This window comes from Sphingomonas sp. Leaf33 (assembly GCF_001421785.1).
GTDB lineage: Bacteria > Pseudomonadota > Alphaproteobacteria > Sphingomonadales > Sphingomonadaceae > Sphingomonas.
Genome location: NZ_LMLB01000001.1, coordinates 1077425 through 1091237 on the forward strand (window position 1 = coordinate 1077425; position 13813 = coordinate 1091237).

The window sequence follows — 13813 nt, forward strand, 5'->3', positions numbered from 1 at the left end:
ATGGCGGGTTGGGGAAGCGCCGTGCGGCGACTGTCTTACAGGCACGCCTCCAGCATCGCTTGGTCGAACCCGAACTGGCGTGCCTTGTCGAGCGTGTAGGGACGCAGGCCCATCGAGCGGTATTCGCCGATGATCTTGCCGTCGGCGCTCTCGTCGAGATACTCGAACTTGAACAGCTCCTGCGTCACGATCACCGGGCCTTCCATGCCGATCACTTCGGTAATGTTGGTGACGCGGCGCGAACCGTCCCGCAGGCGCTTCACCTGGACGATCAGGTCGACCGAATCGGCGATCTGGCGGCTGATGGCTTCCTTCGGAATCTTGATGTCGCCCATCAGGACCATGTTCTCCATACGCCCCAGGCATTCGCGCGGGGAGTTGGAGTGGAGCGTACACATCGACCCGTCGTGGCCGGTATTCATCGCGGCGAGCAGGTCGAAACACTCGCTCCCGCGGATTTCGCCCAGGATGATCCGGTCCGGGCGCATACGCAGCGCGTTCTTGACGAGGTCGCGGATGGTGATCTCGCCTTGCCCTTCCAGGTTCGGCGGGCGGGTTTCCAGCGGCAGCCAGTGCGGCTGTTGCAGGCGGAGTTCGGCCGCGTCCTCGATGGTCAGCACGCGCTCGCCCGGGTCGATCATCTTCGACAGGGCGTTCAGCATCGTCGTCTTGCCCGAGCCGGTACCGCCCGAGATGACGATGTTGAACCGGCACGCGCCGGCGATCTTCAGCGCGGTCGCCATCTTCTGGCTCATGCTGCCGAAGCCCGCCATCATGTCGAGCGTGATCGGCTTGTCCGAAAACTTGCGGATCGAGATCGCCGTTCCCTTGAGCGACAGCGGCGGCACGATGACGTTGACGCGGCTGCCGTCCTTTAGGCGGGCGTCGGCCAGCGGGGTCGTCTGATCGACGCGGCGGCCGACCGAGTTGCAGATCCGCTGCGCGATCTGGAACAGATGTTCCTCGTCGCGGAACTGGATATTGGCGAGCTCGAGCTTGCCCTTGCGCTCGACAAAGGTCTGGAGCGGGCCGTTGACCATGATGTCGCTGACCGCCGAGTCGGCGATCAGCTCCTCTAGCGGCCCCAGGCCCAGCAGTTCGTCGACCAGCACCTTTTCCAGCGCGAACTGTTCGCGGCGGTTGAGGGTCAGCTTCAGTTCGGCGAGCACTTCGCCGATGATCGGTCGGAATTCCTCGGCCAGCTCGTCCTTGCTCAGCGTCGCGGCGGCTTCGGGATCGACGCGTTCGAGCAGGCGGGGCAGGACCTGTTCCTTGATCCGGTGGATCGAATTCTCAAAGCCTTCGCCGCGGTGGCTCGCGGCATCGCCGCTGGCCGCGACGCGGTCGGCCAGACGCGACATCTGGTCGCCACCGGGGCTGGAGACGGCCTGTGCGCCCAGGCTGGCCGGATCGACGTCGGGTACGAAATTGGGCAGCGGCGCGCTGGCGATCGGCGGGAACTGATCGCCGCCTTCCGGTTCGGTCGGCCGCGCAGGACCGCTGCCCTGCATCGGCTTTGCCACGCCGAACGCCGGGCGTGCCCCCGGCCCCCCCGTCATTCCGTTGCGTCGACCAAAAGCGCTCATCGAAACCCTCGCACACGCACCGATGGCGCATGTTTCCTGTGCGAAGGTTTAGGCGCGAAGGTTTTACAATTGCCTAACCATGGCCGACGCGGACAGCGACGAAGTCGCGCTCTATAAAGCGTCGGCCCGGCCGGCGGGCATCAGCCCGTCCGACGACGCGGCTTCGCCGCGGCGGGCCACTTCACGACGGGGCCAAACAAAAAGAGCCACGGACGTCCCCGCCCGCAGCCCTCACGCTAAACGTTATCCCGCATATCGCGCGCAGGCTTACGTCCCGACACTCTCCGCCAGCACGACCAGGCCGACGCCGCTCACTTCGGCGAATCCGCCTTCGATACGGATCGTCTCGGGCGTGCCGTTCTGGGTCTTGTAGATCGCCAGTTCGCCGTCGCGGATGGTCGACATGAAGGGCGCATGGCCCTCCAGCACGCCGAAGTCGCCTTCAGTGCCCGGAACGACGACCATATAGACGTCCTCCGCACGGACGAGCTTTTCGGGCGTGACGAGTTCGAAGTGCAGCATATTACAACCTTCTCCCTCTCCCCTTCGCAGGGAGAGGGCCGGGGAGAGGGGCAGTGGGGAAAGCGACCGGTTTGTAGACAGGCCCCTCTCCCAACCCTCTCCCTTGAAGGGGAGAGGGCAATTTTTGGCTTACGCCTCTTCGGCCAGCTTCTTGCCCTTGGCGACGACTTCGTCGATGCCGCCGACCATGTAGAACGCGGCTTCGGGCAGGTGGTCGTATTCACCGTCGACGACGGCCTTGAACGATTTCACCGTGTCCTCGATCGCCACGAACTTGCCGCTGATGCCGGTGAAGACTTCGGCGACGTGGAACGGCTGGCTGAGGAAGCGCTGGATCTTGCGGGCGCGGGTGACCGTGACCTTGTCCTCTTCCGACAGCTCATCCATGCCCAGGATGGCGATGATGTCCTGCAGCGCCTTGTACTTCTGCAGCGTTTCCTGGACGCGGCGGGCGGTCTGGTAATGCTCCTCGCCGACGATCGCGGGCGTCAGCACGCGGCTGGTCGAATCGAGCGGATCGACCGCCGGATAGATGCCGAGTTCCGAGATCGCGCGGTTGAGAACGGTCGTCGCGTCCAGGTGGGCGAACGACGTCGCCGGTGCCGGATCGGTAAGATCGTCGGCGGGAACGTACACGGCCTGCACCGAGGTGATCGAGCCCTTGTTGGTCGACGTGATGCGCTCCTGAAGCGCACCCATGTCGGTCGACAGCGTCGGCTGATAGCCCACGGCCGACGGGATGCGGCCGAGCAGTGCCGACACTTCGGCGCCCGCCTGGGTGAAGCGGAAGATGTTGTCGACGAAGAACAGCACGTCCTGGCCTTCGACGTCGCGGAAATATTCGGCGATCGTCAGGCCCGACAGCGCGACGCGGGCACGCGCGCCCGGCGGCTCGTTCATCTGGCCGAACACCAGCGCGACCTTCGATCCTTCGCTGGTCGGGTTGCCGTCGGCATCCTTGGCGATGACGTTGGCGTCGAGGAACTCGTGGTAGAGGTCGTTGCCTTCGCGGGTCCGCTCGCCCACGCCGGCGAACACCGACGTGCCGCCGTGGCCCTTGGCGATGTTGTTGATCAGTTCCTGAATGAGAACCGTCTTGCCGACGCCGGCGCCGCCGAACAGGCCGATCTTGCCGCCCTTCGCGTACGGCGCGAGCAGGTCGATGACCTTGATGCCGGTGACCAGGATCGCGTTTTCGGTCGACTGATCGACGAACGGCGGCGCGGCAGCATGGATCGGTGCGGTCGTTTCGGCACCGATCGGGCCACGCTCGTCGATCGGCTCGCCGATGACGTTCATGATGCGGCCGAGGGTCTTCGGGCCGACCGGCACGCGAATCTGCGAGCCCGTGTCGGTCACGGTCTGGCCGCGCGTCAGGCCTTCGGTCGCATCCATTGCGATCGTGCGGACGGTGTTCTCGCCCAGATGCTGCGCGACTTCCAGGACCAGGCGGTTGCCGTTGTTGTCCGTTTCCAGCGCCGACAGGATCGCGGGCAGGTTGCCGTCGAACTGCACGTCGACGACGGCGCCGATGACCTGCGAGATGCGGCCGACGTTATTGGTGATGCCCTGCGTCGGGTTGTCGATTGCGGCGGTGGCCATGTCTGTTTCCTTGCCCAAAGTCTCTTAGAGCGCTTCTGCGCCGGAGATGATTTCCACCAGCTCGGTCGTGATCGCGGCCTGGCGGGTGCGGTTGTATTCGGTGGTGAGACGCTTGATGAGATCGCCCGCGTTGCGCGTCGCGTTGTCCATCGCGGTCATCTTGCTGCCCTGCTCCGACGCGGCGTTCTCGCGCATCGCGCGGAACAGCTGGATGGCGACGTTGCGCGGCAGCAGTTCCTCGAGGATCGATTCCTCGTCAGGCTCGTACTCGACGACGGCCATGCCGCTGTCGGCGACGATCGGCGCCGAAGCGGGCACCTTGACCGGCAGGATCTGCTGCTCTGTCGGCTCCTGCGTCAGCACCGACTTGAAGGTCGAATAGAACAGGTGCGCGACGTCGAACTCGCCTTCCTTGAAGCGCCGGATCAGGTCGTCGGCATAGCCCTTTGCATCGGCAAAGGTCAGCTTGCCCAGATCGCCGGGCTCGATCCCGTGCACCATGCGGTCCCGGTACAGGCGATTCAGCGCGTTCCGGCCCTTGCGGCCGATCGTGTAGAACTTCACCGTCTTGCCCTGGGCGATCAGCTTGTCGGCTTCCCGACGCGCCAGGCGGGCGATGTTGGTGTTGAAAGCGCCTGCCAGGCCGCGGTCGCTGGTCGCGACGACGAACAGGTGGACCTGATCCTTGCCGGTGCCCGCGATCAGCGGCGAGGCGCCCTTGTTCTTCGACACCAGGCTGGCGACGACGCGTTCCAGCGTTTGCGCATAGGGACGACCGGCCTCCGCCGTGTCCTGCGCCCGGCGCAGCTTCGCGGCGGCGACCATCTTCATCGCCTTGGTGATCTTCTGGGTCGACTTGACCGAGTTGATCCGGATCTTGAGGGCCTTGAGACTAGCCATCGTTCTCTTTCATGTGCTCCCGCGTAGGCGGGAGCCCAGGGTAACCAAGCGAACCGCGTGCGGCTCTATGCTCCCGCCTGCGCGGAAGCACCGGAGTTACTTACGCAAACGTCTTCGCGAACGCGTCGAGTGCGGCCTTCAGGCCGGCCTTCGCTTCGTCCCCCAAGTCCTTGGTATCGCGGATCTTGGTCAGCACGTCGGCGTGGTTCGCGCGCATGTCGGCGAGCATCGCGGCTTCGTAGCGAACCACGTCCTGCACAGCGACGGTGTCGAGATACCCTTGCGTGCCGGCGAAGATCGACACTGTCTGCTCCTCGAAGGGCAGCGGCGAGAACTGGGCCTGCTTCAGAAGCTCGGTCAGGCGCGCGCCACGGTTGAGCAGCTTCTGGGTCGACGCATCAAGGTCCGAGCCGAACTGCGCGAACGCCGCCATTTCGCGGTACTGCGCCAGCTCCAGCTTGATGCTGCCCGACACCTTCTTCATCGCCTTGGTCTGCGCGGCCGATCCGACGCGGCTGACCGAAAGGCCGACGTTGATCGCCGGGCGGATACCGGCGTTGAACAGGTCGGTCTCGAGGAAGATCTGGCCATCTGTGATCGAGATCACGTTGGTCGGGATGTACGCGGACACGTCGCCGGCCTGCGTCTCGATAATCGGCAGCGCGGTCAGCGAACCGCCGCCGTTCGCGTCCGACATCTTGGCCGCACGCTCGAGCAGGCGGCTGTGCAGATAGAACACGTCGCCCGGGTAGGCCTCACGACCCGGCGGGCGGCGCAGCAGCAGCGACATCTGGCGGTACGCGACCGCCTGCTTCGACAGATCGTCGAACACGATCAGCGCGTGCATGCCGTTGTCGCGGAAATATTCGCCCATCGCGGTGCCGGTGTAGGGCGCGAGGAACTGCAACGGCGCCGGCTCGGAAGCGGTCGCGGCGACGACGATGGAATATTCCATCGCGCCGTTTTCTTCGAGCGTGCGGACGAGCTGGGCGACCGTCGAGCGCTTCTGGCCGACCGCGACATAGACGCAGTACAGCTTCTTCTTCTCGTCATCGCCCTGGTTGGCGGTCTTCTGGTTGATGAACGTGTCGATCGCGACCGCCGACTTGCCGGTCTGGCGGTCGCCGATGATCAGCTCGCGCTGGCCACGGCCGACGGGGACGAGCGCGTCGATCGCCTTCAGGCCCGACTGCATCGGCTCGCTGACCGACTGGCGCGGGATGATGCCCGGCGCCTTCACTTCGACGCGGCTGCGCTGGTCCGACACGATCGGGCCCTTGCCGTCGATCGGATTGCCCAGGCCATCGACGACGCGGCCCAGCAGGCCCTTGCCGACGGGCACGTCGACGATCGTGCCGGTGCGCTTTACCGTGTCGCCTTCCTTGATCTCCGCGTCCGACCCGAAGATCACGACGCCGACGTTGTCGGCCTCCAGGTTCAGCGCCATGCCCTGCACGCCGTTGGCGAATTCGACCATCTCGCCCGCCTGGACGTTGTCGAGGCCGTGGATACGGGCGATGCCGTCGCCGACGCTCAGCACCTGGCCGGTTTCACTGACCGTGGCTTCGGTGCCGAAGTTGGCGATCTGGTCGCGGATGACCTTCGAGATTTCTGCGGCGCGGATATCCATGTTCTTAGCCCTTCATCGCGTGCGCGAGAGTGTTGAGACGGGTCTTGATCGAGCTGTCGATCATCTGGCTGCCGATCTTCACGACCAGTCCGCCAAGGAGCGAGGGGTCGACGTGCAAGTCGACGGAAACGTCACGGCCGACGCGCGTGCGCAGCGCCTGCTTCAATTCTGCGACCTGCGTATCGCTCAGCGCGTGCGCGGAGGTGACGTCGGCGGTCATCTCGCCGCGATGCTGCGCGGCTAGCGCGCGATAGGCGCGGATGATCGCCGGCAGGTCGCGCAGGCGGCGGTTCTGCGCGAGTACGCCCAGGAACTTGGTCGTCGTCGCATCGAGGCCGAGTGCGCCCGCGACCGCAGCGATCGCCTTGCCGGCGGGCCCGCGACCGATCGACGGGTTGCTGGTCAGCGCGACGAAATCCTCCGATTCGGCCAGAACCTGACGCACGGTGCTGAGGCTCGCCTCTACCGGGTCGATCTGCTTGCCGCTCTTGGCGAGCTCGAACAGCGCGGTCGCGTAGCGCCCGCTGAGGCTTGTCTGAATACCGCCGGTGCTTTCCACGCGCGCGTCGTTCCTTACGTCGGACAGAATGTGAGTGCCCTTGCACGAAACGAGGCCGGCAACGCGGCCCCGGTGTCGGGTCGCCGGGCGCCTAGCATCGGGTTGCCCGATACGCAACCGGATGGTTGACTAGACAACCAGTTCGTCGGCACAGACCGCGTATGTCTGAGGATGTTGGATCGATCGGCGACACGCTCCGCCGGGCCGCCGCGATGGTCGCGCAACGATCGGCGGCGGCGCTGACCGATCGGGAGGTGACGCTGGCCGAGTCGGTGCTTTTGCGGACGTTGCGCGATCTGGGCGCGGTGTCGCCCAGCGTGCTTGCGGCGCGGATGGGGCTGACCCGCGGCGCCGTCACGCGACTGGTCGATCGGCTGCGGGCCAAGCGACTGGTCGTCCGCGCGGCGGCGGGGCGCGACGACCGGCGATACCAGACGATCGCGCTGACCGGGGCGGGGGCTGTGTTGATCGGAACACTGTTGGAGCGCATCGATGCCAGCGAGGCGGCGATCTTCGGCCGGCTGACGGCGGCGGAGCGGCGCGACTTCGATCATCTGCTGCGCACGGTGATCGCGGCAGCGTGCAGCCGCGATTAAGCTGGGCGACGCGATACTCTTTTCGGCAGGGAAGGCGCGCTGATCCGGTACGAGTGCGCGTCGCAGCTGCTTGGACCACGCAACGAGGCGGATGACCATGCGAAGCGCATTCGCGGCCTGATTATGGCGCGCGACCTGACGCGGCAGCGGGGCGCGCACTGACATTTGTCTCCGGCGCAAGCCGGGCTCTGCCGGGCAGCAGAAAAAAAGGCCGGCGAAGGTAACCCCGCCGGCCCAAATCGTGTCTTAGCGTGAGCGACCGATACCGGCGCTGGCAGCGCTGCGCTGGCCGCCGCCGCGGTTGCCGCCGGGACGTCCGCCGCCGCTGCCGGCCGGTTTCGCGCTAAATTTCTTCTTCGCGGGGAAGAAGCGGCGCGGTTCGCCCTCGCTCGACGCGCCACCCTGCGAACGACCGCCACGGCCGCCGCCCTGCTGGGCGCGGCCGCTGCGGCCGTTCTGTTCGTCGCGGCTCATCACCACCGGCTTGCGCGTCCGCGCGATCTCCGCGGCCTCGGCCAGGAAGTTTTCCGGCAGGCTGCGGATCGCGATCTTCTGGCGTGTCAGCTTCTCGATGTCGCGCAGATAGGTCTTCTCGTCATCGGCGCAGAAGCTGATCGCCATGCCGTCGGCGCCGGCCCGCGCGGTGCGGCCGATGCGGTGGACATACTGCTCCGGCACGTTCGGCAGTTCGAAGTTGAACACGTGGCTGACGCCCGACACGTCGATGCCGCGCGCGGCTATGTCGGTGGCAACCAGGATCGGCACTTCGCCCGAGCGGAACAAGCCCAGCGCGCGCTCGCGCTGCGGCTGCGACTTGTTGCCGTGGATCGCGTTCGACGCGACGTCGTTCGCGGCCAGCAGCTTCACGACGCGGTCGGCGCCATGCTTGGTGCGGGTGAAGATGAGGGCACGGTCGATCTTGAGGCTGCGCAGCGCCATCGTGAGGAGCGCCTGCTTCTCGGTCTGGTTGACGAAGATCACCTGCTGCTCGACGCGCTCCGCAGTCGTGGCGACCGGCGTCACCTTCACTTCGACCGGGTCCTTGATGAACTGGCTCGACAGGTCGCGGATCGCCGACGGCATGGTGGCCGAGAAGAACAGCGACTGGCGCGCGCGCGGCAGGATCTTCACGACGCGCTTCAGCGCATGGATGAAGCCCAGGTCCATCATCTGGTCGGCTTCGTCGAGGACGAAGATCTCGACCGCCGACAGGCTCAGATGGCCTTCGTCGATCAGGTCGAGCAGACGGCCCGGCGTCGCGACCAGGATGTCGCAGCCCTTCGACAGGTCGACCTTGTTCTTGTGCACCGACGTGCCGCCGAAGACGGTGACGACGCTGAGCTTGGCGAACTTCGAATAGCCGCGGGCATTGTCGGCGATCTGCGCGGCGAGCTCACGCGTCGGGGCGAGCACCAGCATCCGGCACTGGCGCGGCAGGGCGCGCTTGTTCGACGCGACGAGGTGGTCGATCGACGGCAGCGTGAACGCCGCGGTCTTGCCGGTGCCGGTCTGCGCGATGCCGAGCAGGTCGCGGCCCTGGAGCAGGGCGGGGATTGCCTGCGCCTGAATCGGGGTGGGGGTCTCATAGCCCTTGGCAGCCAGGGCATCGGTGACGGGCTTCGACAGCCCGAGTTCGGTGAATTTCATGGGTTTTCTAGACTCAAAATCGGAGTCGGCGCGCGCTCGGCCCACGACGGGCGGCGCGATACGACGGGCCTTCGAAGAGGCGACCCGCGTGACAGGGGAAGCTTGGGTTAGGCGAAGTCCGGGCCGGGGAGGCAGATGCCGTCCGATCACGCAGCCGTTGGAGGGCCTCGCTGCGGTGCTACCTAGATTGTGCAGTGCGGAAAGTCAAGATCGTGCATCGACCAGGATCGATCGGTCGATCGCGTCGATCCGGTTGACCCCGGTCAGCGTCATCGCGACAATCATCTCCTTGCGGATCAGGTCGAGTAGCTTGGCGACGCCGCCTTCGCCTTCGGCGGCCAGCGCATAGACCCAGGCGCGGCCGAGCAGTACGCCCTTCGCGCCCAGCGCGAGCATCCGCAAGACATCCAGGCCGCTGCGCACGCCGCCATCGACCAGCACGGTCAGGTCGTCGCCGACCGCATCGGCGATGGCGGACAGGGCACGCGCGCTCGACAACACGCCGTCGAGCTGGCGCCCGCCGTGGTTCGACACGACGATGCCGTCCGCGCCGATCCGCGCGGCTTCGCGGGCGTCTTGCGGGTCGAGGATGCCCTTGATGATGAGCGGCCCGTCCCACAGCTCGCGGATCCAGTCGAGGTCGCGCCACTGGATCGTCGGGTCGAAGTTGGTGCCAAGCCAGCCCATGTAATCGTTCAGCCCGCTGTTCTTGCCGAGCACGGGCAGCAGGTTGCCGAGCATGTGCGGGCGGCCGAACAGGCCGACGTCCCACGCCCAGCGCGGGTGCGTCATCGCCTGCCATATGCGGCGCATCGGGGCGTTGGGCCCCGACATGCCCGAATGCGCGTCGCGGTAGCGGGCGCCGGGCACCGGCATGTCGACCGTGAAGACCAGTGCCTCCGCGCCCGCCGCCTTCGCCCGCGCGATCAGGTCGCGCATGAACGCGCGATCGCGGATGACGTAGAGCTGGAACCAGAAGGGGTCGGCGACCTTCGCGACGTCTTCGATCGAGCAGATCGAGACGGTCGACAGGCAGGTCGGGATGCCGGCCGCCTTGGCCGCGCGGGCCGCCTGCAATTCGCCACGGCGCGCATACATGCCGCTGATGCCGACCGGCCCCAACGCGACCGGCAGCGCCATCTCGCGGCCGAACAGCGTCGTCTTCAGGTCGATCGTAGCGACATCGCGCAGCACGCGCTGACGCAGTGCGATGTCGGACAGGTCGTCCGTGTTCCGCCGTAGCGTCGCCTCGGCATAGGCGCCGCCGTCCGCATAATCGAACAGGAAGCGGGGCAGGCGGCGGCGGGCGGCCTCGCGGAAGTCGCTGGCGGACGAAATGATCATGGACGGCAGGCTCTAACGGGTCAGGCGGCGAATGCCAGCGTAGGCAGTCCGCGACAGCCCGGATCGACTTCGAACAGCGCGCCGGCGTGCTCTTCGTGATCCACGCCGTCCGCAGCCGATGTGACGAACATGCGGGTCAGGTCCGACCCGGCGAACGCCATGCGCGTGATCTGAGAGGCGGGGAGGGGGATGTGGCGCATCTCCTGGCCGTCGGGATCGAAGCGCGTGACGCGCCCGCCACCCCAGCGCGCGACCCACAGGCAGCCATCGGCGTCCAGCGTCATGCCGTCGGGGTGGCCGGTCGCGCTGTCGATGGCGATGTGTACGGTTCGCGGTCCCAGCGATCCGTCGTCGTTGATGGCGAAGCGGAAGATCGTGTCGCGTGCGGTGTCGGTGTGCAACAGCCAGCGGCCGTCGGGCGAAATCGCCGGACCGTTGGCGATGGTGTAGGGCGCATCGACCTTTGCCCAGCGGCGATCCGCGTCGAGCCGGTAGAAGGCGCCGCTCGCGCCCTCGCACGATACCGGCATCGTGCCGGCCCAGATGCGGCCCGAAGGATCGGCGGCGGCATCGTTCATCCGGTTGTCGGGCAGGTCGGGTTCGGGATCGGCGATCCTTGCCACCACCGCCACCCCACCGCCGTCCGGCAGGGCCAGGTCGTGGAAGCCGCTCTGCAACCCGGCGATGAAGCCGTCACCGGCGGCCCGCTCGATCAGCCAGCCGGTTCGCTCAGGGCTATCCCAGCGGGTGACCGATCCATCCGCCAGCGACAGCCGGCGGATGGACAGGCCCAGGATATCGACCCAGAACACGGCGTTCTTGCTTGCCGACCAGGTCACGCCTTCGCCCAGGATCGACCGGCCGCTGCCGGCGACGACTTCGGCCGTCATTCAGCGGGGCTTACGGTCGGGTCGGGCAGCGCGTGCGTCGGCTTGGCGCCCCACACTGCGTAGAACAGGATGTAGAGCTCGCACACCACGGTCAGCAGGAACGAGGTCTGCAGGCCGTAGCGATCGGCCAGCCAGCCCTGCACGACGACCAGCGCACCGCCGGCGATCGCCATGATCAGCAGGCCCGAACCTTCCTCGGTCAGCGGCCCCAGACCACGGATGCCGAGTGAAAAGATCGTCGGGAACATGATCGAGTGGAACAGCCCGACCAGGATCAGCGACCACATGGCGGCCGGGCCGGTCAGGAAGGTCGCGCCGAGCATGACGAAGAAGGCGCCGATCGAGAATACGGCGAGCACCGTTTCGGCCGGGATCTTCTGCATGACGAGCGAGCCGACGAAGCGGCCGACCATCATCCCGCCCCACAGCAGCGACAGGTAGCGCGAGGCCTGCTCGTGCGTGATCGCGGCGATGTCGGGCTGCGACACGAAATTGATGAACAGGTTGGCGACGCCGATCTCGGCGATCAGGTAGATGAAGATCGCCGGCACGCCGAACACCAGGTTGCGGTGCTTCCACAGCGACAGCTGCGCGCGTTCCGCCTTCGACACGCGCTGCGTCGACTGGCCGATCGCGGGCAGCGGGAAGCGGGCGATGACGAACGCGAGCACGACCAGCACGATCGCGACCAGCACATAGGGCAGGATCACCGACTGCGCATCGGCATAGCGTTCGGCCTGCGTCAGCACGCGGTCGGTCGTCGTGCCGCTGACCGAGCGGCCGAGGATCAGATACCCTGCGAACAGCGGTGCCAGCGTCGTGCCGAGCGAGTTGAACGCCTGCACCAGGTTCAGGCGCGACGACCCCGTCTCCGGCGGGCCGATGACGGTGACGTACGGATTGGCCGCGACCTGGAGCAGCGTGATACCGCTGGCGATGACGAACAGCATGACGAGCGTCACACCGTAGGACGGCAGGCTCGCCGCCAGCGTCATGCCAAGCGCCCCGACCGCCATGACGATCAGGCCGATGACCAGCGATTTCTGGTATCCGATTCGCTCGATGAGCTTGGCCGACGGGATCGAGGCGACGAAATAGGCGATGAACCACACGCTCTCGATCAGGGTCGTCTGCGTGTAGTTGAGGTCGAACACGCTGCGCAGGTGCGGCAGCAGCGTGTTGTTGATGACGGTGATGAACCCCCACATGAAAAACAGACTGGCGAGCAGCGTCAGCGCCGAGCGATAGCTCTGCCCCGCACTCGTCCCAGTCGCGGCGGCCGTCGCCGATCCGCCCGGAGCCATTGCCATCGTCATCCCTCCCACCTTGCTATACTCTTATTTGTCTGAGTATATGCGGTGGACGATCGGGTCAAGCCGATCGCGGGGAGGATGCACGATGCGGGCGATCTGGAGCATGGTGGCGATGACGGCGACGGTGGCGGCGGGGCAAGCTGCAGCGGCCACGGCGAAGCGAACGAGCTTCGGTACGTTGAAGAACGGCATGGCGGTGGAGGCGGTGACGCTGACCGGCGCGAACGGCGTGTCGGCGCGGATCATCACCTATGGCGCGACGCTCCAGGCGCTCAATGTCCCGGACCGCGACGGCAAGGTCGCCGACATCGCGCTCGGTTACGACGACCTCGCGGCGTATGAGGCGAAGACCAACTATTTCGGCGTGACGGTCGGGCGCTATGCGAACCGCATCGCCGGCGGCCGCTTCACGCTGGACGGCAAGACGTATCAGCTGTCCCGGAACAACGGCGCGAATTCGCTCCACGGCGGCGATCGCGGCTTCGACCAGATGGTCTGGCGGATCACCGACGTGAAGCAGGGCCCCGTCGCCAGCGTGACGCTGGCGCTGACCAGCCCCGCCGGCGACCAGGGCTATCCCGGCACGCTCGACGTGACGGTCACCTATTCGCTGGATGACAAGGGCGCGCTGACGATCGACTTCGGCGCGGCGACGGACACGCCGACGATCGTCAACATGACGAACCACGCGATCTTTAATCTGGCGGGCGAGGGCGCGGCCGGCGCCATCTATGGCCAGCGGCTGACGATCCCGGCGAAGCGGTATCTGCCGGTCGATGCGAACCTGATCCCGACCGGCGAGCGCAAGGCGGTTGCGGGGACGGTGTTCGACTTCACGCGCGGGCGGACGCTGGGCGACGGCATCCGCGACGGTCGCGATCCGCAGATCGTTGCCGGCCGCGGCTGGGACCATAACTGGGTGCTGGACAAGGGAACAACCGCCGAGCCGCAGCTGGCCGCCCGCGCCGAGGATCCGGCGTCGGGCCGCGTGCTGGAAGTGCTGACGACCGAGCCGGGCGTGCAATTCTATTCGGGCAACTTCCTCGACGGTACGCTCGTCGGCAAGCAGGGCCATGTCTATCGCATGGGCGACGGCTTCGCGCTGGAGCCGCAGAAATTCCCCGACACGCCCAACCAGCCGGCGTTCGGATCGGCCCGCGTCGACCCGGGCAAGCCCTATCACCACCGCATGATCTATCGCGTCTCCGTGGCGCGTTGAGGAGC

The 13813-nt window shown here is 66.6% G+C and carries 12 protein-coding genes; 2 read left to right on the top strand and 10 right to left on the bottom strand.

Annotated features, from left to right (window positions below):
- Positions 1 to 35: 35 nt before the first annotated feature.
- The 6 genes from ASE86_RS05400 to ASE86_RS05425 all read right to left on the bottom strand — a co-directional run bounded on the left by ASE86_RS05400 (position 36) and on the right by ASE86_RS05425 (position 6799).
- The gene (locus ASE86_RS05400; protein WP_056423359.1) at positions 36 to 1586 is read right to left on the bottom strand and encodes a CpaF family protein; all 1551 of its coding nucleotides are present in this window, start codon (positions 1584 to 1586) and stop codon (positions 36 to 38) included.
- A gap of 267 nt (positions 1587 to 1853) precedes the next feature.
- The gene (locus ASE86_RS05405) at positions 1854 to 2108 is read right to left on the bottom strand and encodes an ATP synthase F1 subunit epsilon (protein ID WP_056423360.1); all 255 of its coding nucleotides are present in this window, start codon (positions 2106 to 2108) and stop codon (positions 1854 to 1856) included.
- Positions 2109 to 2237: 129 nt separating this feature from the next.
- Positions 2238 to 3710, bottom strand: a complete 1473-nt coding sequence (gene atpD / locus ASE86_RS05410; RefSeq protein WP_056423363.1) for a F0F1 ATP synthase subunit beta — start codon at positions 3708 to 3710, stop codon at positions 2238 to 2240.
- A gap of 24 nt (positions 3711 to 3734) precedes the next feature.
- On the bottom strand, positions 3735 to 4610 hold the full coding sequence (locus ASE86_RS05415; RefSeq protein WP_056423366.1) for a F0F1 ATP synthase subunit gamma: 876 nt from the start codon (positions 4608 to 4610) through the stop codon (positions 3735 to 3737).
- Positions 4611 to 4710: 100 nt separating this feature from the next.
- A complete protein-coding gene (atpA, locus tag ASE86_RS05420) occupies positions 4711 to 6240 on the bottom strand; it encodes a F0F1 ATP synthase subunit alpha (protein ID WP_056423369.1) in 1530 nt (509 codons plus the stop codon).
- A gap of 4 nt (positions 6241 to 6244) precedes the next feature.
- Positions 6245 to 6799 carry a F0F1 ATP synthase subunit delta gene (locus ASE86_RS05425; RefSeq protein ID WP_056423372.1) on the bottom strand — a complete coding sequence of 185 codons (555 nt, stop codon included), beginning with the start codon at positions 6797 to 6799 and terminating at the stop codon, positions 6245 to 6247.
- 161 nt (positions 6800 to 6960) lie between these two features.
- Between ASE86_RS05425 and ASE86_RS05430 the strand changes: the two genes are divergently transcribed.
- Entirely contained in the window at positions 6961 to 7395 is a 435-nt protein-coding gene (locus ASE86_RS05430; protein ID WP_056423375.1) for a MarR family winged helix-turn-helix transcriptional regulator, read from the top strand.
- A gap of 246 nt (positions 7396 to 7641) precedes the next feature.
- Here the strand turns inward: ASE86_RS05430 and ASE86_RS05435 are convergent, their stop codons facing one another.
- The 4 genes from ASE86_RS05435 to ASE86_RS05450 all read right to left on the bottom strand — a co-directional run bounded on the left by ASE86_RS05435 (position 7642) and on the right by ASE86_RS05450 (position 12580).
- A complete protein-coding gene (locus ASE86_RS05435; protein ID WP_056423378.1) occupies positions 7642 to 9042 on the bottom strand; it encodes a DEAD/DEAH box helicase in 1401 nt (466 codons plus the stop codon).
- A gap of 204 nt (positions 9043 to 9246) precedes the next feature.
- Positions 9247 to 10386 (bottom strand): FMN-dependent L-lactate dehydrogenase LldD, encoded by a 1140-nt coding sequence (lldD, locus tag ASE86_RS05440; protein ID WP_056423381.1) that lies wholly within the window; start codon positions 10384 to 10386, stop codon positions 9247 to 9249.
- 20 nt (positions 10387 to 10406) lie between these two features.
- A complete protein-coding gene (locus ASE86_RS05445; protein ID WP_056423384.1) occupies positions 10407 to 11276 on the bottom strand; it encodes an SMP-30/gluconolactonase/LRE family protein in 870 nt (289 codons plus the stop codon).
- The gene (locus tag ASE86_RS05450) at positions 11273 to 12580 is read right to left on the bottom strand and encodes a sugar MFS transporter (RefSeq protein ID WP_056426675.1); all 1308 of its coding nucleotides are present in this window, start codon (positions 12578 to 12580) and stop codon (positions 11273 to 11275) included. The genes ASE86_RS05445 and ASE86_RS05450 overlap by 4 nt, the downstream gene beginning before the upstream one ends.
- A 94-nt stretch (positions 12581 to 12674) precedes the next feature.
- On the opposite strand from ASE86_RS05450, the gene ASE86_RS05455 reads away from it, so the two are divergent.
- Positions 12675 to 13808, top strand: a complete 1134-nt coding sequence (locus ASE86_RS05455) for an aldose epimerase family protein (RefSeq protein ID WP_056423387.1) — start codon at positions 12675 to 12677, stop codon at positions 13806 to 13808.
- The last annotated feature ends 5 nt before the right edge of the window (positions 13809 to 13813 follow it).